The sequence below is a fragment of the Sphingomonas sp. Root720 genome (assembly GCF_001428605.1).
Classification (GTDB): Bacteria; Pseudomonadota; Alphaproteobacteria; order Sphingomonadales; family Sphingomonadaceae; genus Rhizorhabdus.
In genome coordinates this window covers 899,815-918,248 of sequence record NZ_LMID01000001.1, presented here as the reverse complement: position 1 = coordinate 918,248, position 18,434 = coordinate 899,815, and the positions used below count along the sequence as shown (strand labels likewise).

The following is an 18,434-nucleotide window of genomic DNA, read 5'->3' as shown; positions in this document are numbered from 1 at the left end:
TCGATCTTGTCGCAGATTTTCATCGAGCTCTACAGCTACCGGCCCGCCTGGATCGCCCTCCAGCCGGACGAGCGTGCGCGATTCAGCGACGGCGTCCAGGCGGCGCTCGTCGAGCTCACGTCCAACGGCGTGGAGGTGATCGGCTGGGGGTTCAACGACCTCGAGGCCGACCGGCGCGCGCCCTATGACTTCTTCTGCATCTACCGGGTGCCCAGCTTCGAATTCCAGCGGGCGTTCGACGACGCGGTCGCCGCATCGGGCTGGCATGATTTCTTCGAACAGCACTCCGTCAGCGGCGCGCTCGCCGCCCCGGCCGAGATCCTGGCCGCCAATGTGGCGTTGCGGCGGCCCGAGCCGCACGCCTGACCGCCGCGACGCACCGCGCGGCGCACGCCCTCAGCGTGTCGTCACCCTGCGCGCGAAGGCGGTGATGTCCGCCAGGACCGGCGCCTCGCCCCGAAAGGGCCTGGCGAGCGCAGTGACGATGCCCACATGGCCGAGGCCGCGATAGACCTTGAGTTCGGACGGCACGCCCGCCGCGCGCAGCGTGCGGTCCAGGTTGATCGAGTTTTTCGGCCAGACGGTGCCGTCCTCGTCGCCGTGGAGCAGCAGCACCGGCGGGGCCGAGGCGTCGGCATAGTGGATCGGCTGGGTCTCCACCGGCTTCGGCCAGGCGCCGAAGGCGTCGGTCACCACCGAGCCGTCGAACGGCAGGAAGTCGTAGGGGCCGGCCAGCCCAGCGAACCCCCTGATCGCGGCGCGGTCGGTGCCCAGGAATTGCGGGTCGAGCGCCAGCATCGCGGCATTGTAGGCGCCCGCCGAATGGCCGACCAGGACGATGCGGTCGGGATCGCCGCCATAGCGGGCGGCGTGCGCGCGGACCCAGCGGACGGCCGCCGCGCAATCCTGCACGAAGCCGGGGAAGCGTACCTCGGGCACCAGCCGGTAATCGGGGACGACCGTGATGAAGCCCGCCGCCGACAGCGCGCGCGCCGCGAAATGATAGCCCGCCCGGGTGCCATTGGCCCAGGAGCCGCCATAGATGAAGACGATCACGGGCAGGGGCCGCTTCTCCGCCGCGACGGGGGCATAGACGTCGAGCTGCCGGCGCGCGCCTTCGCCATAGGGGACGTCGCCCGCGACCAGGCGGCTCGCGCCGTCCTTCGGCATCACCGTGTCGAACGCGCGCAGCGGCGAGCAGGCGGCCGCCACCAGCGCCCCGGCCATCAGCACGGCAGCGGCGGCGATCGTCAGCTTTGTCATCATGTCTCCGTCATTATCGGCTATGGTGGATTACGTCAGCCGGTGGCGGCGGGTTGCATCGCACCGCGCTATCGGCCGCATTTCACGAAGGCAAGGAGAGACCACCATGATCGTGCGCAGCGCTTCGGCCCATTATTCGGGGCTCGGCAAGGACGGCAAGGGAAGCGTGTCGACCCAGTCGGGCGTGCTCGACGGCCAGCAATATGGTTTCAACACCCGGTTCGCGGACGGCAAGGGCACCAATCCCGAGGAGTTGATCGCGGCGGCGCATGCCTCGTGCTTCACCATGGCGCTCAGCTTCGCGCTTGCGAAGGCGGGCTTTGCCGAAGGCGAACTCGATACGACGGCGAAGATATCGCTCGAACAGGAAGGGGAGGGGTTCCGCGTGACGAAGTCGGCGCTGACCCTGACCGCCGCGGTGCCGGGCATCGACGAGGCGGCGTTCGGCCCCATCGCGGACGGCGCCAAGGCGAACTGCCCGATCTCGAAGCTGCTCAACGCCGAGGTCACGCTCGACTGGACATTAGGCTGACGGAAGCGGGGCTGGCCAAAAAGAAGGGGGCCCGAATTGGCCCCCTTCCCCCAGTCGGTCTTGCAACCTTGATCGATCAGCGCTGGCGATCGCGCTCGGCGGCGCCCTGGTCGGCCTGCTCGCCCTGATCGCGGCGCTGCGGCTGGCCCGGGCTCGGCTGCTGCCCGCCCTGCTGTTGCCCGCCCTGCTGGTTCTGCTGGCGGTCGACCGAGCCTTGACGCTGCTGGTCCTGCCGCTCGTTCGGATTCTGGTTCATTTCGGATGGGTTGGCGCGGTCGTTGCCGCCCTGGCGATTCTCGCCCATGGCATCTTCTCCTGCGAATATCCCTTGATTGGGACGATGGGAGAACGGCCGCCGGGACGGCATCGTTCCCGTCATTACGCCGCAAGCCTTTGAAAATACGATATTGTGATGACGAAACGAGGGGCAGTGCGCCAGCGGAGCCGCAGCCGATTGCATTCGCGTCGCCAGCGGAAGCTCTTTGCGCTTCCACCGAAAAGGATCAGGCACTAGGACGCGGGCGGTATTTCGAGAAAGGGTATCTATGCCGCAGCCGTTGAGGGTCGCGCTCGCAGGTCTTGGGACGGTCGGAGCCGGTGTCGTCAAGCTGATCGACGAGAACCGGGCGCTCATCGAACGCCGTGCCGGCCGCCCGATCGAGGTCGTCGCGGTCTCGGCGCGCGACCGGTCGCGCGATCGCGGCTTCGACCTGTCGCGCTTCGCCTGGGTCGACGACGCGACCACGCTCGCGGCCTCCGACGAGGTCGACGTGGTGGTCGAACTGGTCGGCGGGTCGGACGGCCCGGCGCTCACCCTGGCGCGCGACACGCTCGGCGCGGGCAAGCCCTTCGTCACCGCCAACAAGGCGATGATCGCGCATCACGGCCTCGAACTCGCCGAACTCGCCGAGCAGCGCGGCGTCGCGCTGAAATATGAGGCGGCGGTCGCGGGCGGCATCCCGGTCATCAAGGGGCTGCGCGAGGGCGCGGCCGCCAATGTGATCAGCCATGTCTTCGGCATCCTCAACGGCACCTGCAACTATATCCTCACCGAGATGGAGGAGAAGGGCAGCGGCTTCGACGAGGTGCTCGCCGAGGCGCAGCGGCTCGGCTATGCCGAGGCCGATCCGAGCTTCGACATCGACGGCGTCGACGCCGCGCACAAGCTGTCGATCCTCTCCAGCCTCGCCTTCGGCACCGTGGTGGATTTCGCCGCGATCGAGATCACCGGCATCCGCCACGTCATCGCCGCCGACATCGCCGAGGCGGCCGCACTGGGCTTCCGCGTCCGCCTGGTCGGCCATGGCGAGGAGAGCTCCAAGGGGCTGTTCCAGCGGGTGCATCCCTGCCTGGTGCCGCTCAGCCATCCGCTCGCCCATGTCTCGGGTTCGCTCAACGCGGTGGTGGCGCACGGCAATTTCGTCGGCCGGCTGTTCTTCCAGGGCCGCGGCGCCGGCGAAGGCCCGACCGCCTCGGCGGTCGTCGCCGACCTGATCGATATCGCGCGCGGCGAGACCGGGCCGGCCTTCGCCATGCCGGTGGCCGCGCTCGCCAAGCCCGCGACGGCGTCCGCCGGGGACCGCCGCGGCCGCGCCTATCTGCGCTTCACCGTCGCCGACCGGCCCGGCGTGCTGGCCGAGATCACCGCCGCGATGCGCGACGCGGGGGTCTCGATCGAGAGCCTGATCCAGCGCGGTGCCGCCGAGGACGGCAACGTCCTGATCGCGATGGTCACCCATGTCGGCCCCGAGCGCGCCGTCGCCGATGCGCTCGACCGTCTCGACGGGTCGCAGAGCCTCGCCGGAAGGCCCATGTTGATGCATATCCTCGACGAATAGAGGCCGCACTTCTCGACATTGTCACGCGGCTCGCTTAATCGCTTCGGCCGATCCCAAAAACACAAGAAAAGGCAGTCCCAGATGGTAAAGCCAAGCAAGGCGCTCGATCGGGTTCTCGTTCTGGAAATGGTCCGCGTCACCGAGGCCGCGGCGATCGCGGCGTCGAAGCTCGTCGGTCGCGGCGACGAGAAGGCCGCCGACCATGCCGCGGTCGAAGCGATGCGCGAAGCTTTCAACGGCCTGGACTTCGACGGTACCGTCGTGATCGGCGAGGGCGAGCGCGACGAGGCGCCGATGCTCTACATCGGCGAGAAGGTCGGCAGCGGCATCGGCACCGGCCCGAAGATCGACATCGCGCTCGATCCGCTCGAAGGCACCACCATCACCGCCAAGGCCGGCCCCAACGCGCTCGCGGTGCTGGCCATCGCCGAGGAAGGCGGCCTGCTCAACGCGCCCGATGTCTATATGGACAAGCTGGCGATCGGCCCGGGCTACGAAGCGGGCATCGTCGGCCTCGACCGCAGCCCCACCGAGAACGTCAAGGCGCTGGCCAAGGCCAAGGGCGTCGAGCCGAACGAGATCATCGCCTGCGTGCTCGACCGGCCCCGCCACGAGAAGCTGATCGCCGAGCTGCGCTCGCTCGGCTGCGGCATCATGCTGATCCCGGACGGCGACGTCGCCGGCGTGATCGCGGTGACCAACCCCGAAACGACGATCGACATCTACATGGGATCGGGCGGCGCGCCGGAGGGCGTGCTGGCGGCGGCGGCGCTCAAATGCGTCGGCGGCCAGTTCCAGGGCCGCCTGCTGTTCCGCAACGACGACGAGAAGGCCCGCGCCCGCAAGTGGGGCGTCACCGATCTCGACCGTATCTACCATCTCGACGACCTGGTGAAGGGCGACGCGATCTTCGCGGCGACCGGCGTCACCGACGGCTCGCTGCTCGAGGGCGTCAAGCGGCGCGCGGGCGGCTGCATGACGACCGAGAGCGTCGTGATGCGCGCCTCGAGCCGCACCGTCCGCTGGGTCAAGGGCGAGCACCACAAGAGCTGAGGGCCTCGGCCTGCCTGGCCCTCTCCCGCAGGCGGGAGAGGGCGTGAAAGGGAGAAGGCTTTGCAGGCCGGCTCCGCCGCCGCTACAGCCTGCCCATGCGCGCACCCGTCCTCAACGTCACCCGCTCGATCCTCGGCCAGCCCTGGCACTGGCGCGGGGGGACGGTCGACGGGATCGACGCGGGGTTCGAGCCCGACGACCTGATCACCCAGCTCCTGCTCGCGCGCGGATGCCCGCGCGACGCGGTCGAGCTGCACCGGTTGCCGACGATCCGCGGCTTCATGCCCGATCCCTCGATCTTCCGCGACATGGACGAGGCCGCCGCGCGCCTCGCCGACGCGATCCAGGATGGTGAGCCGGTCACCATCTTCGGCGACTATGACGTCGACGGCGCCACGTCGGCGGCGCTGCTGATCCGCCTGCTCCGCGACCTCGGGCTCGCGGCGGGGGCCTATATCCCCGACCGGTTGATGGAGGGCTATGGCCCGTCGGGCGAGGCGCTGCTCCGGATCGGCGAGAGCGGTACCCGGCTGATCGTCACCGTCGATTGCGGCGCGCAGGCGTTCGAGGCGCTGCAACTGGCGAGCGACGCCGGGATCGACGTGATCGTCGTCGACCACCATAAATGCGCCGCCGAGCTGCCGCGCGCCTTCGCGCTGGTCAATCCGAACCGGCTCGACGAGGACGAGGGCGCCGCGCACGGCCATCTCGCCGCGGTCGGGGTCGCCTTCCTGCTCGGCGCGGCGCTGCTGCGGGTGCTGCGCGCGCGCAACTATTTCGCGTCCCGGCCCGAGCCGAAGCTGATCGACCTGCTCGACATCGTTGCGCTCGGCACCGTCGCCGACGTCGCCTCGCTGCGCGGGCTCAACCGCGCCTTCGTCGCGCAGGGCGTCAAGGTGATGGCGGGCCGCCGCAACATCGGCCTCGCCGCGCTGATCGAGGCGTCGCGGCTCGAACGCGCGCCGACCTGCACCGATCTCGGCTTCGCGCTCGGCCCCCGCATCAACGCGGGCGGGCGGGTCGGCAAGTCCGACCTCGGCGTGCGCCTGCTCACCACCGAGGATCCCGAGGAGGCGCGCATCATCGCCGCCGAGCTCGACCGGTTGAACGAGGAACGCCGCGCGATCGAGAAGGGCGTGCAGGAGGAGGCCGAGGCGCTGTCCGCCACGCAGGGCAATCGCTCGGTCGCGATCGTCGCGGCGGGCGGATGGCATCCGGGCGTGATCGGCATCGTCGCCGGCCGGCTGAAGGAGAAGCTCGGCCGTCCGGTGATCGTCATCGCGCTCGACAAGGACGGCATCGGCAAGGGATCGGGCCGCTCGATCGGCGGGGTCGATCTCGGTGCGGCGATCCTGGCGGCCAAGGACATGGGCCTGCTCGTCGCCGGCGGCGGCCATGCGATGGCGGCGGGCGTCACCGTGGCGCCGGGCGGCATCGATGCGCTCGCCGACTTCCTCGAATCGCGGCTGGAGACCGACGTCGCCCGCGCCCGCGACGATCGGGCGTTGCTGCTCGACGCGGTGGTGGCGCCCGGCGGGGTCACGCCCTCGCTGGTCGAGGCGCTCGAGATGGGCGGCCCCTATGGCGCCGGCTGGCCGGCACCGCGCATCGCCGCCGGCGCCGTCCGCGTGATCAAGGCCGATGTCGTCGGGCAGGGGCATGTCCGCACCATCGTCTCTGGCCGCGACGGCCGCTCGATCAAGACGATCGCCTTCCGCGCCGCCGACAACGCGCTCGGCCAGGCCCTGCTGGGGGCCGGGCCGGACCGCACGCTGTGGATCGCCGGGCGCCCCAAGATCGACGACTGGGGCAGCCGCCCGGCCGCCGAACTCCATGTCGAGGACGCCGCCTGGGCCGATTGAGCGTCGTTCGGTGCAGAATATTCGTACAGGCGCCTTGACCATGCCCGGTAGCTGCCCTAATCGGCCCGCCACAGCGCTGCACGGCCCCATCGTCTAGCGGTCTAGGACGTCGCCCTTTCACGGCGAAAACACGGGTTCGAGTCCCGTTGGGGTCACCACTCTTTGTAGATCAAGGGTTTAGCGTGAAAGGTGGGGCCAGTCCGGTCCTTCTGTACCCCCGATTTCAGCCGTTTGTACCCCGGGGCCTTCGATGGACCCGATAGTCGTGCTCGCGTCGAGGCGGCTGGCGTCGTCAGCCGGGTGACGGCCGGGCGCCGTCCCAGCCGGTGACGAGCCGGAGCCTGCTCGCGAGTTCGGCAACCGCTTCGCGCACCGCTTGCGCGATCCGGCGGAGCGCCTCGGCCAGCGCCCGATCGAGGCGGGCTCCGGCCAGCGCCGCTTCGATCTTGTCGAGCAGGAAAGCTTCGCCACGGTGAAGTTCGCGCAACACCGCTTCCTCGCCATGGGAGATGGCCAGCTTCAGGTCGATGAACAGCCGGTGGGCCGAGCCGAGCAACGTACCCCCCGCATCGCCGTGCCAGCCGTGTTCGCGGATCAGCCGATCGAGGGCGCGCGCATGTTTGCCGCGCTCGATCGCCTGGTGCTCGCAATAGGCATATAGGCCGAACCCGTGCGCGCGCTCCCCGACATGAGTATATCCCGCGACGCTGTCCGCTATCGTTTCCGCTACGGACAATATGCAACGACGACTATCTTCCATGTCCCTTCCGATCTAAAATAAAAAACATGAGAATACCCGGAAAAAATATAAACATTCTCAATGAGATATCTTATATTTCTTCATAATATGCCGATGTATCCCCACGTAAATTAAGTAAAATCACAATAGAGATTGGAGATTATATTTAAAATAACTCCGAAAGAGCGACCTGGGTAGGCGGTTCTATTATAGGGCTGGTTTGCGAGGCCCATTGCTTTCCCAGGGGAGTGTAGGGGGGATCGGAATGAGCGGCCTATCGACAATTCTACTTAGTCTGCAGCTGGTCTGCCGGTCCCGCTGGCTCGGTTCGCACCGCCCGCTTCCGGCTCTTCCTGCGCGGCGGGATCATGAGCCAGCTCTATTGCGACAACGGACCGGCCGCGGTCCCCGGCTTGTCCGGAAGCCCGCTTGGCTTCCCACGCGATTCCCCCTAAGCCCGGCGGTGGCGGCGGGCATGCCCGCCTCCGACAAGATCGCGCCGGTGCCCGTAAGGGCTTGAATGGGAACGCGGTGAGGGAAGGGCGACCTTCCCGAATCCGGGGCTGTCCCTGCAACTGTAAGCGGCGAGCGCGATGCACAGGCTTCCCGTCATGGGAAGCAGCCACTGGGCCGGCCGCTCCGAGGAGCGCGACGCCTGGGAAGGCGTGCATCGAGCCGTGACCCGCGAGCCAGGAGACCTGCCGGCGCAGGGTCGCTCTTGCTTTGGTCCAGGGGATGGCCGGGGCACGGTTCCTTCCGTCTGAGCGACGAACCCTGCGGCCGGGGCCGCGCGGTCGTGCCCGGCGGCGAAAGCGCCCGCCGCCGAAGCCCGGCCGGTCGTCTGCGCGCGGCGGCTTTTCGCCCGTGCCGGCGGTCGCCCCGTCCGTCGTCGCCCGGCGCGGGGATGACCGATGATGACGATAAGGACCGAAGCCGAGCATAGCGCCCGGATGAAGAAGCTGCAGGCCGCGCAGCACAGGAAGTTCGCCACCAAGACCGTCGAGAAGGGGCTGGTGATCGTCAACACCGGGCCCGGCAAGGGCAAGTCGACCGCCGCCTTCGGCATGGCCGTCCGCGCGATCGCGCATGGCATGAAGGTCGGCATCGTCCAGTTCGTCAAGGGATCGAAGGCGATCGGCGAACGCAGCTTCTTCGCCCGCTTTCCCGACGAGATCGCGTTCACGTCGATCGGCGAGGGCTTCACCTGGGACACGCAGGACCGCGCCCGCGACATCGCGATGGCCCGCCTCGCCTGGGACGAGGTCAAGCGGATGATCGCCGATCCGAGCTATCGTCTGGTGATCGCCGACGAGCTCAACATCGTGCTGCGCTACGACTATCTGCCGGTCGACGAGGTGCTGGCGGCGCTTGCGGCGAAGCCGGCGATGACCCATGTCGCGATCACCGGCCGCAACGCGCCGCAGGCGTTGATCGACGCGGCCGACCTCGTCACCGAGATGGTGATGATCAAGCATCCGTTCCGTGACCAGAATGTGAAGGCGCAGCCCGGCATCGAATATTAGCGATGCGCGACCTCGTTCGCGGCGGGGATCCGCGCGCTCGTCCTCCGGACGAAGGCGGATTGACGCGCCGCAGCAAGCTGTCCTATCTGCGCCGCTGCGACAGGTTCCCCGGAGACGGGGATGAAAATGGGAACGGGGTTCGAGACCCCGGCTGCCCCTGCAACTGTGAGCGGCGAGCCATCGCACCACATGCCATTGGGATCGATACGGTCCTGAGAAGGCGGTGCGAACCGGCATTGACCCGCAAGCCAGGAGACCTGCCCGTCGCGGTCGTCCTTCGCGCGGACAGGGTGTGCCGAGCGGACGGGGGTAAACCCGAGTGGCGACAGGTCCGGACCGTGCTTTGCGCGGGGGACGTGTCGCGCCCGCTCGGCTTCGGCCGGACGATGTCGGCATGGCCCCCAAGCGAGCGCGATCCCCTCGTCACGGGGTACTCGCTATGTTCAAGACGACCGTTCTTCTCTCCCTGCTGCTCTCCTCGGCCGGCCATGCCGATACGCTCGACCAGCAGGCGCCGCCGCCCGACGCGGCCGCCGATGCCGACGCCGATACGATCCTCGTCACCGCCACCCGGCTGGCGACCCCGGCCGACCAGGTGCCGGCATCGGTCACCGTGCTCGACAAGCCGGCGATCGACCGCAGCCAGGATATCGGCGTGTCCGAACTGCTGCTGCGCACGCCGGGAATCAGCATGGCCCGCAACGGCGGCTATGGCACCGCGACCTCGCTGCGCATCCGCGGCGCCGAATCCGACCAGACCGTGGTCGTGATCGACGGCGTGAAGCTCAACGATCCGTCCTCGCCCGGTGGTGGCTACAATTTCGCCAACCTGCTGGTGGGCGACGCCTCGCGGATCGAGGTGCTGCGCGGGCCGCAGTCGATCCTGTGGGGCAGCCAGGCGATCGGCGGCGTCGTCAACGTCGTCACCGCGATGCCGCAAAAGGCGCTGGAAGGCAGCTTCGACATCGAGGCCGGATCGCGCCAGACCGCCAGCGCGCGCGCCGCGATCGGCGGCCGGCAGGGGCCGGTGACGTGGCGGATCGGCGGGCAGGCCTTCACCACCGACGGCATCTCCGCGATCGCCCCGGCGTTCGGCGGGCGGGAGAAGGACGGCTATACCAATCGCGGCCTCGCCGGCCGGGTCGAGGTGGCGCTGGCCGCCAATGTCACCGCCGATCTGCGCGGCTATTATTCGCGCGGCCGCACCGATATCGACGCGACCAGCGGCGACAATCCGGCCTATGGCATCAACCGCGAATTCGTCGGCTATGCCGGGCTCAACGTCGACCTGCTCGACCAGCGGTTCCGCAACCGGATCGGCTATGGCCATACCGATACCAGCCGCGACAATCTCGATCCGCGCAACCAGCGGCCGTCGACCTTCGATGCCGCCGGGCGCAACGAGCGGATCGAATATCAGGGCAGCTTCGCGATCGCCGAGGGCTGGGTGGCGCTGTTCGGGGCGGAGAATGAGCGCTCGCGCTTCCGCAGCGTCTCGCCGTCGGCCTCGCTCAGCGTGCCGGTCCCGGCGCCGACCCGCGGCAAGGCGCGGATCACCAGCTTCTACGGACAGCTCAGCGCCCGGCCGATCGACGGGCTGACCCTGACCGGGGGCATTCGCAACGACGATCACGATCGCTATGGCGGCAAGACGCTGTTCTCGGCAGGCGGCATCTGGGTGCTGCCGACCGGGACCGTGCTCCGCGCCAGCTACGGCGAAGGCTTCAAGGCGCCGACGCTCTACCAGCTCTTCTCCGAATATGGGAATGGCGGGCTGCGCCCCGAGCGGGCGGATGGCTGGGAGGCGGGCGCCGAGCAGCGGCTGTTCGGCGGCCGGCTGAGCTTCGGCGCGACCTGGTTCGAGCGGACCACCACCGACCAGATCCTGTTCAACAGCTGCGCCGCGACCTCGACCCTGCCGGACTGCTTCCAGCCGGGTACGGCCATCCGCCGCTCGGGCTATTACCGGAACGTCGCGCGCGCCGAGGCCCACGGCATCGAGGCGCAGGCGGCCGTCCGGCCGTTCGACGGCCTGACGATCGACGGCAATTACAGCTGGACGGTGGCCGAGGACCGCTCGGCCGGCGCGGCGACCTTCGGCAAATGGCTGCCGCGCCGCCCGCGCAACCAGGCCAATGCGTCGATCGGCTATGCCTGGCCCTTCGGCCTGACGACCGGCGCGGCGGTGCGCTGGTCGGGCCACAGCTTCGACAACGCGTCCAACGCGCAGCGGCTGGCGGGCTATACGCTGGTCGACCTGCGCGCCGAACTGGCGCTGTCCGGGCAGTTGCGCCTGTTCGCCCGCGTCGAGAACCTGTTCGACGACGAATATATGACGGCCTATCGCTACGGCACGCTCGGCCGCAGCATCCATGCCGGCCTCCGGGGGCGCTTCTGACGAGCGCCGCCATCCCCCGCAATCCCGCCTCTCGATCCGCCGGTCTCGTGCCGGCGGATCACCCTCGACCTCTGAAAGGACCAGCCGACCATGACGACATTTTCGAAATCGGGCGCATCCGGGCTCTGGCTGCTGCTCTTCACCGTGGCGAGCAGCGTGACGTCGTTGCTGCTCGCCTGCGCCACGCCCTTTCCGTCGCTGGCGGCGCTGGCCGCCGTGCATATGGATCGCCGCGCCGGGATCGCGCTGATGCTGCTCGCCTGGGTGGCCGCCCAGGCGGTCGGCTTCTGCGTGCTCGGCTATCCGTTCGCGGCGAGCAGCCTCGGCTGGGCGGCGGGGCTCGGAACGGCGGCGGTCGCCTCGCTGATCGGTGCGCGGCTGCTGCTGCCCCGCTTTGCCGGCGCACCCGTCTGGGCGCGGCTGGCGATCGCCTATGTCGCGGGCTTCCTGGTCTTCAAGCTGGTGGTCTTCGCCTGGGCGCTGGGGCTGGGCGGGGCGCATGCCGCCGCGGATCCGGCGGTGATGGGGCGGCAGTTCGTCCGCAACGCGGTGATCCTCGCCGGGCTCAGCGCCCTCCATCGCGGCCTGCTCGCGCTCGGCGTCCCGCCGGCGCGCGACCGGGCCGTGGCCGCCCGATGCTGACGCGCGTCGCGGGCGGGCCGGCGGTCGTCGCCTGCGGCACCTGCCGTCATTCGGCCGAGGCCCGCGACGATGCGGACGGGGTGCGCGGCGGCGCGCGCCTCGCCGCGGCGTTGCGCGCCGTCAGGGCATCCGACCCCCATTATGCGGGCGTCGACGTGCAGGAGATGCCCTGTCTGTTCGCCTGCAAGGACCATTGCACGGTGCATCTGCGCGCGCCGGGCAAGGTCAGCTACGTCCTCGGCCGCTTCGTCCCGGACGAGGCGGCCGCCCGTGCGATCCTCGATTATGCCGTCCATTATGCGGCGAGCGAGCATGGTCGCGTGCCCTTCGCCGACTGGCCGCAGGGCGTGAAGGGCCATTTCATCACCCGCTCGCCCCCCGAAGGATATGTCGCCGAATGATCTTCCGCACCATCACCGCCTTCGAGGAGGCGCTCGGCGGCCTGCCCGATCCCGACGCGGCGGCGATCGCGGCGGCGCGGGCGCGGCAGGCGCGGCTCACCAAGCCGGCGGGCTCGCTCGCCCGGCTCGAGGACATCGCGATCTTCCTCGCGGGCTGGCAGGGCCGCGAACGGCCCTCGATCGAGCGGGGCCGGGCGATCGTCTTCGCGGGCAATCACGGCGTGACGGTCCACGGCGTCAGCGCCTTTCCGCCCGCCGTCACCGCGCAGATGGTCGCCAATTTCGAGGCGGGCGGCGCCGCGATCAACGCGCTGGCGGCGGCGGCGGGGCTCGAGCTGCGGGTCGTCGCGCTCGATCTCGACCGCCCGACCGCCGATTTCACCGGCGCGGCGGCGATGGACGAGGGCGAATGCCTCGCGGCCCTGTCGACGGGCGCCGCCGCGGTCGAGCCGGGAACCGACCTGCTCGTCCTAGGCGAGATGGGCATCGGCAATTCGACCGCGGCGGCGGTGCTCGCCGCGCGCAGCTTCGGCGGCGACGCGGCGGCCTGGGTGGGGCCGGGCACCGGTATCGACGGCGACGGCATCGCCCGCAAGCTGGCGGTCGTCGATCGGGCGCTCGCCTTCCACGCCGATGCGCCGCACGGCGCCTTCGAGACGCTGCGCCGGGTCGGCGGGCGCGAGATTGCCGCGATCGCCGGCGCGGTGCTGCGCGCGCGGCAGCTGCGCGTGCCGGTGATCCTCGACGGCTTCATCTGCTGCTCGGCGATCGCCCCGCTCGCGGCCTCCGCGCCTTCGATCACGGCGCATTGCCTGGCCGGCCATGTCTCGGCCGAACCGGGCCATGGCCGCCTGCTCGACCGGCTCGGCCTCGATCCGCTGCTGCGTCTCGGCATGCGGCTGGGCGAGGGGAGCGGGGCCGCCGTCGCCGCCGCCGTGGTGCGCTCGGCACTCGCCGCGCACGGGCAGATGGCGAGCTTCGCCGAGGCGGGGGTTTCGGAGGCGGGATGAACGCCTTCCCGCTCTATCTGCTGCGCCATGGCGCGCCGGAGACGCCCGGCCTGCTGATGGGGCGGACCGACGGCCTGCCGACGACGGAGGGCATCGCCGGCTGCGTCGCCCAGGCCGCGGATCTCGATATCGAGGTGGTGATCAGCTCGGACCTGCTGCGGGCCAGCGTCGCGGCCGGTGCGATCGGACGGCGACTTGGGCGCGACGTGATGGTCGACCGGCGCTGGCGCGAGCTGGACTTCGGCGATTGGGACGGGCTGGCGCCGGCGGCGATCGACCGACAGGCGATCGGCGCCTTCTGGGACGATCCCGACGCCAACCCGCCGCCCCATGGCGAGCGCTGGTCGTCGCTTCTCGCACGGGTCTCGCGCGCGATCGGGGCGCTGGAGCCGCGGCCGACGCTCGTCGTCACCCATGGCGGGGCGATGCGCGCGGCGCTGGCCGATCTGTGCGGCTTCGCGGGTGCCCAGCTCTGGGCGCTCGACCTGTCCTATGGCGCGCTGCTCGCGCTCAGGGTCTGGCCGGGCGAGCGGGCCTCGGGGCAGGTGATCGGGCTTTGGCCGTGAATGGGCTGGCATGAAGGGGCTGGTGGTCGCGATCCAGTTCCTGACCAGGCTGCCGGGCCCTCGCATCGCGGTGTCCGACGCGGACTTCGCCCGGTCGATGCGCTGGTTTCCCGCCGTCGGCCTGATCGTCGGCGCGATCGTCGCGGGCGGCGCCCGGGCGGGGGCGCTGGTCGACCCTTGGGTCGGCGCGCTGGCGGGCCTGTTGCTCTGGGTCGGCGTCACCGGGGCGCTCCACCTCGACGGGCTGGGCGACGTCGCCGACGCGGCGGGCGCGGTCCACAAAGGCCCCGAGCGCCTGCTGGCGGTGCTCGCCGATCCGCATGTCGGCAGCTTCGGGGCGGTCGCGATCGGGCTGCAGCTGATCGCCAAGCTGATCCTGCTGCGGGTCGCGATCGATGCGGACCTGTGGCTTGCCATCGTCGCCGCGCCCTTCGCGGCGCGGATCGGTACGCTGTTGTGGACCCGGTTGCTGCCGTCGCTCCACCCGGGACTCGCCGCGCGCTTCCGCGACGGCATCGGCTGGCCGCATATCCTGTCGTGGTTCGCGCTGCTGTTCGTGGCGGCATGGTTCGTGCCGGCGCTGCTCGCCGCGCCGCTGTTCATGCTGTCGTGGGGCGGGTGGCTGCGGCGGACGATCGGCGGCATTTCGGGCGACGGCCACGGCGCCGGGATTGAACTGGTCGAAAGCGCGCTGCTGTTCGCCGCGATCATCGTCGCGAGGATCGCGTGACGGCGCGCTGGACCTGGCACGGCGGCGGGCTGACGGCGGCGCGTGCGCGGTTCGGCGTGGGGCGCGATCCGTGGATCGACCTGTCGACGGGGATCAATCCCTATGGCTGGCCGGGGGTGTCGGGCCTCGACATCGACTGGCACCGGCTGCCCGACGAAGCCGATCTCCGCGCGCTCGAACGGGCCGCCGCCGCGTATTTCGGTGCCGATCCGGCCGATGTCTGCGCCGTGCCGGGCAGCGAGATCGGGCTGCGCCTGATCGGCGAGCGGCTCGACGGGCCGGTGTTCCACCGCATCCCGTCCTATCGCACCCATGGCGCGATGGTGTCGGCTGCCGTGCCGGTCGCGGCAGACCGGCTGGCGGATGCCGACGGCGCCTCCCTGATCCTCGCCAATCCCAACAATCCCGACGGGTCGCGGCTCGACCGAGCGGCGATGCTCGACCTGCTCGACCGCCGCGGGCCGGGCTGGCTGCTCGTCGACGAGGCATTCGCCGACACCGCGGCGGCGCCGGGCATGGCCGCACAGGTCGGAGACGACCGACGGCTGATCGTCTTCCGGTCGTTCGGCAAATTCTTCGGGCTGGCGGGGTTGAGGCTCGGCTTCGTGCTGGGCCCGCGCGCGGCGATCGATCCGCTGCGCGACCGGCTCGGCGCCTGGCCGCTGTCGGCTGCGGCGATCGCGATCGGAACCGCCGCCTATGCCGACGCAGCCTGGATCGCCCGGACCCGCGCGCGCCTGAAGGAGGCGGCGTCGACGCTCGACGCGATGCTGCGCGAGGCCGGCTTCGACCCGCGCGGCGCCTGTCCGCTGTTCCGCCTGATCGAGACCGCCGATGCGATGGCGCTGTTCGAGCGGCTGGCGCGCCGCGCGATCCTGACCCGTCCGTTCGACGAGCGGCCGCAATGGTTGCGGCTCGGCCTCCCCGCCGATCGCCACGATCTCGCCCGGCTGGAGGCGGCGTTGCGCGATGGCTGATCCGATCGCGCTCGCCGCGCTGATGCTCGATGCCGCGATCGGCTGGCCCGGCGCGCTCTATCGCCGGATCGGCCATCCGGTGGGCGGCTTCGCACGGATCATCGCGGCGTGCGAGGCGCGCTGGAACCGGCCGGATCGAAGCGCGGCCGGGCGCCGGCTGTTCGGCGTCGCGACGGTGGCGATCCTGCTGACGGTCGCGGGCGGCGGCGGTTTCGTCGTCCAGGGCCTGCTGCTCCAGGCGCTGGGCGCCTCGGGCTGGATCGCCGTCGCGCTGCTCGCCTTTCCCGCGCTCGCCCAGCGCAGCCTGTTCGATCATGTTCGCCCGGTCGCCCGCGCGCTTGCCGCCGGGGACGTCGAGGGCGCGCGCCGCGCGGTCGCGATGATCGTCGGGCGCGACACCGCCGCGCTCGACCAGAGCGGCATTGCCCGTGCGGCGATCGAGAGCCTCGCCGAAAGCTTCTGCGACGGCATCGCCGCGCCGCTGTTCTGGCTGCTGCTGCTCGGCCTGCCCGGCATCTGGGCCTATAAGGCGGTCAACACCGCCGACAGCCTGATCGGCCACAGGGAGGCGCGCTGGCGCGCCTTCGGCTGGGCGGCGGCGCGGAGCGACGACCTGCTCAACCTGCTGCCCGCGCGGATTGGCGGCGCGCTGATCTGCATCGCCGGGGGCGGGGGATGGCGGGTGATGCTGCGCGACGCCCGCAACCATGCATCGCCCAATGCCGGCTGGACCGAAGCGGCGATGGCCGGCGCGCTGGGGCTGCGCCTGGCCGGTCCGATCGCCTATGACGGGGTGATGATCGACAAGCGCTGGATCGGAACGGGCCGCGCCGCGGCCGATGCGAAGGACATAGGGCGCGCGATCGCCGTCTATCGGCGCGCCTGCCTGCTGCTATGGCTGATCGCGGGAGGCTGTGCATGGGCGCTGTGATGCTGCAGGGGACCGGCTCGGACGTCGGCAAGTCGGTGCTGGTCGCGGGGCTGTGCCGCGCGCTCGTCAATCGCGGCCTCCGCGTCCGCCCGTTCAAGTCGCAGAACATGTCGAACAACGCCGCCGTCACCGTCGACGGCGGGGAAATCGGCCGCGCGCAGGCGCTCCAGGCGATCGCCTGCCGCGCCGAACCGCATAGCGACATGAATCCGGTGCTGCTGAAGCCACAGGCCGACCGGACCTCGCAGCTGATCGTCCATGGCAAGGTGCGCGGCACGCTGGGCGCCGGCAATTTCCGCGAGGCACGCGGGGCGCTACTCGACGAGGTGATGGCGAGCTACCGGCGATTGTCCGCCGATTGCGACGTCGTCGTCGTCGAGGGCGCCGGATCGCCCGCCGAGATCAACCTGCGCGCGGGCGACATCGCCAATATGGGGTTCGCCCGCGCGGCCGACGTGCCGGTGGTGCTGGTCGGCGACATCGATCGCGGCGGGGTGATCGCGGCGATCGTCGGGACGCGCACCGTCATCGACCCCGCCGACGCCGCGATGATCCGAGGCTTCCTGATCAACAAATTCCGGGGCGATCCGGCGCTGTTCGAGGACGGCTATCGCCAGATCGAGCAGCTATCGGGCTGGCGCGGCTTCGGGGTCGTCCCCTGGCTGTCCGCGACCGCGCGGCTGCCGAGCGAGGATGCGGTGATCCTCGAACGGCGTGGCGACCCGTATGAGGGCAGGGCGATCGTCGCCTGCCCGATCCTGCCGCGCATCTCGAACTTCGACGATCTCGATCCGCTCAAGCTCGAGCCGGGCGTCGAGCTGGCGATGGTCCCGCCGGGGCGGCCGATCCCGGCGGAGGCGACGCTGATCGTCCTGCCGGGTTCCAAGGCGACGATCGCCGATCTCGGCGCGCTCAGGGCCGAGGGCTGGGACATCGACATCCTCGCCCATCATCGGCGCAGAGGGGCGATCCTCGGCCTGTGCGGCGGTTTCCAGATGCTCGGGCGGCGGGTGAGCGACCCGGACGGGATCGAAGGGCCGGCGGGCGCGGCCGAGGGGCTCGGCCTGCTCGACGTCGAGACGCGCCTGTCGCCGGCCAAGACGTTGCGCCGGGTCGAGGGGGTCGCGCTCGGCGCGCGCTTCGCCGGCTATGAGATGCATATGGGCGAGACCGCCGGCGGCGACATGGCGCGGGCCTTTGCCCGTTTCGACGATGGCCGGACGGATGGCGCGATCGACGCCGGCGGCACGGTGATCGGCAGCTATGTCCACGGCGTGCTCGCGAGTGCCGATCTGCGCCGCGCCCTGCTCGCGCGGCTCGGTGTCGCGGGCGGCGGGCGGGATCATGCCGCGAGCGTCGACACCGCGCTCGACGAGATCGCCGAAGGGCTCGAACGCCATGTCGACGTCGATGCGCTAATCGCGCTCGCGGCGGAAGCGCGCTGATGGGCGGCCGCAGCCTGCTCGTCCTCGGCGGCGCCCGGTCGGGCAAGAGCCGCTACGCGCAGGCGCGGGCGGAAGCGACCGGGCTCCAGCGCCTGTTCGTCGCCACCGCGCAGGCCTTCGACGACGAGATGCGCGACCGGATCGCCCGCCACCGCGACGACCGCGACGCGGCGTGGCAGACCGTCGAGACGCCGCTCGATCTCGCCGGGACGATCGTCGCGCGGTCGCGGCCCAACATCGTCCTGCTGATCGACTGCCTGACCCTGTGGACGACCAACCTGATCCTCGGCGACCATGATTGCCGGGTCGCGACCGCCGCGCTGGTCGAAGCGATCGGCACGGCGGAGGGCCCGCTGGTCCTCGTCGCCAACGAGGTCGGCTTCGGGATCGTCCCCGACAACGCGCTCGCCCGGCGCTTCCGCGACGAGGCGGGGATCATCAACCAGCGGGTAGGCGCCGCCGTCGACGAGGTCCAGCTTGTCGCCGCCGGATTGCCGCTGAAGCTCAAATGATCCCGAGGCGGT

Annotated in this window: 19 protein-coding genes, 1 tRNA gene and 2 riboswitches; of the genes, 17 read left to right on the top strand and 3 right to left on the bottom strand. The window is 70.5% G+C overall.

Annotated elements, in window-relative coordinates; genetic code table 11:
* Positions 1-6 precede the first annotated feature (6 nt).
* Positions 7-366 (top strand): DUF6616 family protein, encoded by a 360-nt coding sequence (locus tag ASE22_RS04170; RefSeq protein WP_156397346.1) that lies wholly within the window; start codon positions 7-9, stop codon positions 364-366.
* 30 nt (positions 367-396) lie between these two features.
* Here the strand turns inward: ASE22_RS04170 and ASE22_RS04165 are convergent, their stop codons facing one another.
* Positions 397-1,263: an alpha/beta hydrolase gene (locus ASE22_RS04165; protein WP_056356319.1), complete on the bottom strand. Its 867-nt coding sequence runs from the start codon at positions 1,261-1,263 to the stop codon at positions 397-399.
* 106 nt (positions 1,264-1,369) lie between these two features.
* On the opposite strand from ASE22_RS04165, the gene ASE22_RS04160 reads away from it, so the two are divergent.
* Positions 1,370-1,795, top strand: coding sequence for an OsmC family protein (locus ASE22_RS04160; protein ID WP_056355334.1), 426 nt, complete (start codon positions 1,370-1,372; stop codon positions 1,793-1,795).
* Between the two features lie 76 nt (positions 1,796-1,871).
* Here ASE22_RS04160 and ASE22_RS04155 read toward each other — a convergent pair whose 3' ends face one another.
* Positions 1,872-2,099 carry a hypothetical protein gene (locus tag ASE22_RS04155; RefSeq protein WP_056355330.1) on the bottom strand — a complete coding sequence of 76 codons (228 nt, stop codon included), beginning with the start codon at positions 2,097-2,099 and terminating at the stop codon, positions 1,872-1,874.
* Positions 2,100-2,340: 241 nt separating this feature from the next.
* Between ASE22_RS04155 and ASE22_RS04150 the strand changes: the two genes are divergently transcribed.
* From ASE22_RS04150 to ASE22_RS04135, 4 genes are all read left to right on the top strand, one after another.
* Positions 2,341-3,633 carry a homoserine dehydrogenase gene (locus tag ASE22_RS04150; RefSeq protein ID WP_056355327.1) on the top strand — a complete coding sequence of 431 codons (1,293 nt, stop codon included), beginning with the start codon at positions 2,341-2,343 and terminating at the stop codon, positions 3,631-3,633.
* A gap of 81 nt (positions 3,634-3,714) precedes the next feature.
* On the top strand, positions 3,715-4,686 hold the full coding sequence (gene glpX / locus ASE22_RS04145) for a class II fructose-bisphosphatase (protein ID WP_056355325.1): 972 nt from the start codon (positions 3,715-3,717) through the stop codon (positions 4,684-4,686).
* Positions 4,687-4,781: 95 nt separating this feature from the next.
* A complete protein-coding gene (gene recJ, locus ASE22_RS04140; protein ID WP_056355320.1) occupies positions 4,782-6,548 on the top strand; it encodes a single-stranded-DNA-specific exonuclease RecJ in 1,767 nt (588 codons plus the stop codon).
* Positions 6,549-6,630: 82 nt separating this feature from the next.
* Positions 6,631-6,706: transfer RNA gene (locus tag ASE22_RS04135), tRNA-Glu, on the top strand.
* A gap of 134 nt (positions 6,707-6,840) precedes the next feature.
* On the opposite strand, the gene ASE22_RS04130 is transcribed toward ASE22_RS04135, so the two are convergent.
* Positions 6,841-7,284 (bottom strand): DUF2383 domain-containing protein, encoded by a 444-nt coding sequence (locus tag ASE22_RS04130; protein ID WP_056355318.1) that lies wholly within the window; start codon positions 7,282-7,284, stop codon positions 6,841-6,843.
* Positions 7,285-7,770: 486 nt separating this feature from the next.
* A riboswitch (cobalamin riboswitch) is annotated at positions 7,771-8,007 on the top strand.
* Positions 8,008-8,201: 194 nt separating this feature from the next.
* Between ASE22_RS04130 and cobO the strand changes: the two genes are divergently transcribed.
* From cobO to cobU, 11 genes are all read left to right on the top strand, one after another.
* The gene (cobO, locus tag ASE22_RS04125; RefSeq protein WP_056356317.1) at positions 8,202-8,810 is read left to right on the top strand and encodes a cob(I)yrinic acid a,c-diamide adenosyltransferase; all 609 of its coding nucleotides are present in this window, start codon (positions 8,202-8,204) and stop codon (positions 8,808-8,810) included.
* A gap of 84 nt (positions 8,811-8,894) precedes the next feature.
* Positions 8,895-9,089, top strand: a riboswitch (cobalamin riboswitch).
* A gap of 160 nt (positions 9,090-9,249) precedes the next feature.
* The gene (locus tag ASE22_RS04120; protein ID WP_056355315.1) at positions 9,250-11,208 is read left to right on the top strand and encodes a TonB-dependent receptor plug domain-containing protein; all 1,959 of its coding nucleotides are present in this window, start codon (positions 9,250-9,252) and stop codon (positions 11,206-11,208) included.
* A gap of 90 nt (positions 11,209-11,298) precedes the next feature.
* Entirely contained in the window at positions 11,299-11,850 is a 552-nt protein-coding gene (locus ASE22_RS04115) for a hypothetical protein (protein ID WP_056355313.1), read from the top strand.
* Positions 11,844-12,251 (top strand): DUF1636 domain-containing protein, encoded by a 408-nt coding sequence (locus ASE22_RS04110; RefSeq protein WP_056355311.1) that lies wholly within the window; start codon positions 11,844-11,846, stop codon positions 12,249-12,251. The genes ASE22_RS04115 and ASE22_RS04110 overlap by 7 nt, the downstream gene beginning before the upstream one ends.
* Entirely contained in the window at positions 12,248-13,261 is a 1,014-nt protein-coding gene (gene cobT, locus ASE22_RS04105) for a nicotinate-nucleotide--dimethylbenzimidazole phosphoribosyltransferase (protein WP_056355307.1), read from the top strand. Before ASE22_RS04110 ends, cobT begins: the two co-directional genes overlap by 4 nt.
* Positions 13,258-13,827, top strand: a complete 570-nt coding sequence (locus ASE22_RS04100) for a histidine phosphatase family protein (protein ID WP_056355305.1) — start codon at positions 13,258-13,260, stop codon at positions 13,825-13,827. Before cobT ends, ASE22_RS04100 begins: the two co-directional genes overlap by 4 nt.
* 10 nt (positions 13,828-13,837) lie before the next feature.
* Positions 13,838-14,557 (top strand): adenosylcobinamide-GDP ribazoletransferase, encoded by a 720-nt coding sequence (locus ASE22_RS04095; protein WP_056355302.1) that lies wholly within the window; start codon positions 13,838-13,840, stop codon positions 14,555-14,557.
* Positions 14,554-15,534, top strand: a complete 981-nt coding sequence (locus ASE22_RS04090; RefSeq protein ID WP_056355298.1) for an aminotransferase class I/II-fold pyridoxal phosphate-dependent enzyme — start codon at positions 14,554-14,556, stop codon at positions 15,532-15,534. The genes ASE22_RS04095 and ASE22_RS04090 overlap by 4 nt, the downstream gene beginning before the upstream one ends.
* Positions 15,527-16,465, top strand: coding sequence for an adenosylcobinamide-phosphate synthase CbiB (gene cbiB / locus ASE22_RS04085; protein WP_056355296.1), 939 nt, complete (start codon positions 15,527-15,529; stop codon positions 16,463-16,465). The genes ASE22_RS04090 and cbiB overlap by 8 nt, the downstream gene beginning before the upstream one ends.
* A complete protein-coding gene (locus ASE22_RS04080) occupies positions 16,453-17,910 on the top strand; it encodes a cobyric acid synthase (RefSeq protein ID WP_056355293.1) in 1,458 nt (485 codons plus the stop codon). The genes cbiB and ASE22_RS04080 overlap by 13 nt, the downstream gene beginning before the upstream one ends.
* Positions 17,910-18,422: a bifunctional adenosylcobinamide kinase/adenosylcobinamide-phosphate guanylyltransferase gene (cobU, locus tag ASE22_RS04075; RefSeq protein ID WP_056355289.1), complete on the top strand. Its 513-nt coding sequence runs from the start codon at positions 17,910-17,912 to the stop codon at positions 18,420-18,422. Before ASE22_RS04080 ends, cobU begins: the two co-directional genes overlap by 1 nt.
* Positions 18,423-18,434: the final 12 nt, after the last annotated feature.

Bases quoted from the DNA above. Each gene is read 5' to 3' on its own strand.
- ASE22_RS04160 (WP_056355334.1), top strand. From the start codon at position 1,370: ATGATCGTGCGCAGCGCTTCGGCCCATTATTCGGGGCTCGGCAAGGAC.
- cobT (WP_056355307.1), top strand. From the start codon at position 12,248: ATGATCTTCCGCACCATCACCGCCTTCGAGGAGGCGCTCGGCGGCCTG.
- ASE22_RS04095 (WP_056355302.1), top strand. From the start codon at position 13,838: ATGAAGGGGCTGGTGGTCGCGATCCAGTTCCTGACCAGGCTGCCGGGC.
- ASE22_RS04120 (WP_056355315.1), top strand. From the start codon at position 9,250: ATGTTCAAGACGACCGTTCTTCTCTCCCTGCTGCTCTCCTCGGCCGGC.
- cbiB (WP_056355296.1), top strand. From the start codon at position 15,527: ATGGCTGATCCGATCGCGCTCGCCGCGCTGATGCTCGATGCCGCGATC.
- cobU (WP_056355289.1), top strand. From the start codon at position 17,910: ATGGGCGGCCGCAGCCTGCTCGTCCTCGGCGGCGCCCGGTCGGGCAAG.
- glpX (WP_056355325.1), top strand. From the start codon at position 3,715: ATGGTAAAGCCAAGCAAGGCGCTCGATCGGGTTCTCGTTCTGGAAATG.
- ASE22_RS04100 (WP_056355305.1), top strand. From the start codon at position 13,258: ATGAACGCCTTCCCGCTCTATCTGCTGCGCCATGGCGCGCCGGAGACG.
- ASE22_RS04150 (WP_056355327.1), top strand. From the start codon at position 2,341: ATGCCGCAGCCGTTGAGGGTCGCGCTCGCAGGTCTTGGGACGGTCGGA.
- ASE22_RS04080 (WP_056355293.1), top strand. From the start codon at position 16,453: ATGGGCGCTGTGATGCTGCAGGGGACCGGCTCGGACGTCGGCAAGTCG.
- ASE22_RS04155 (WP_056355330.1), bottom strand. From the start codon at position 2,099: ATGGGCGAGAATCGCCAGGGCGGCAACGACCGCGCCAACCCATCCGAA.
- cobO (WP_056356317.1), top strand. From the start codon at position 8,202: ATGACGATAAGGACCGAAGCCGAGCATAGCGCCCGGATGAAGAAGCTG.
- ASE22_RS04165 (WP_056356319.1), bottom strand. From the start codon at position 1,263: ATGACAAAGCTGACGATCGCCGCCGCTGCCGTGCTGATGGCCGGGGCG.
- ASE22_RS04110 (WP_056355311.1), top strand. From the start codon at position 11,844: ATGCTGACGCGCGTCGCGGGCGGGCCGGCGGTCGTCGCCTGCGGCACC.
- ASE22_RS04115 (WP_056355313.1), top strand. From the start codon at position 11,299: ATGACGACATTTTCGAAATCGGGCGCATCCGGGCTCTGGCTGCTGCTC.
- recJ (WP_056355320.1), top strand. From the start codon at position 4,782: ATGCGCGCACCCGTCCTCAACGTCACCCGCTCGATCCTCGGCCAGCCC.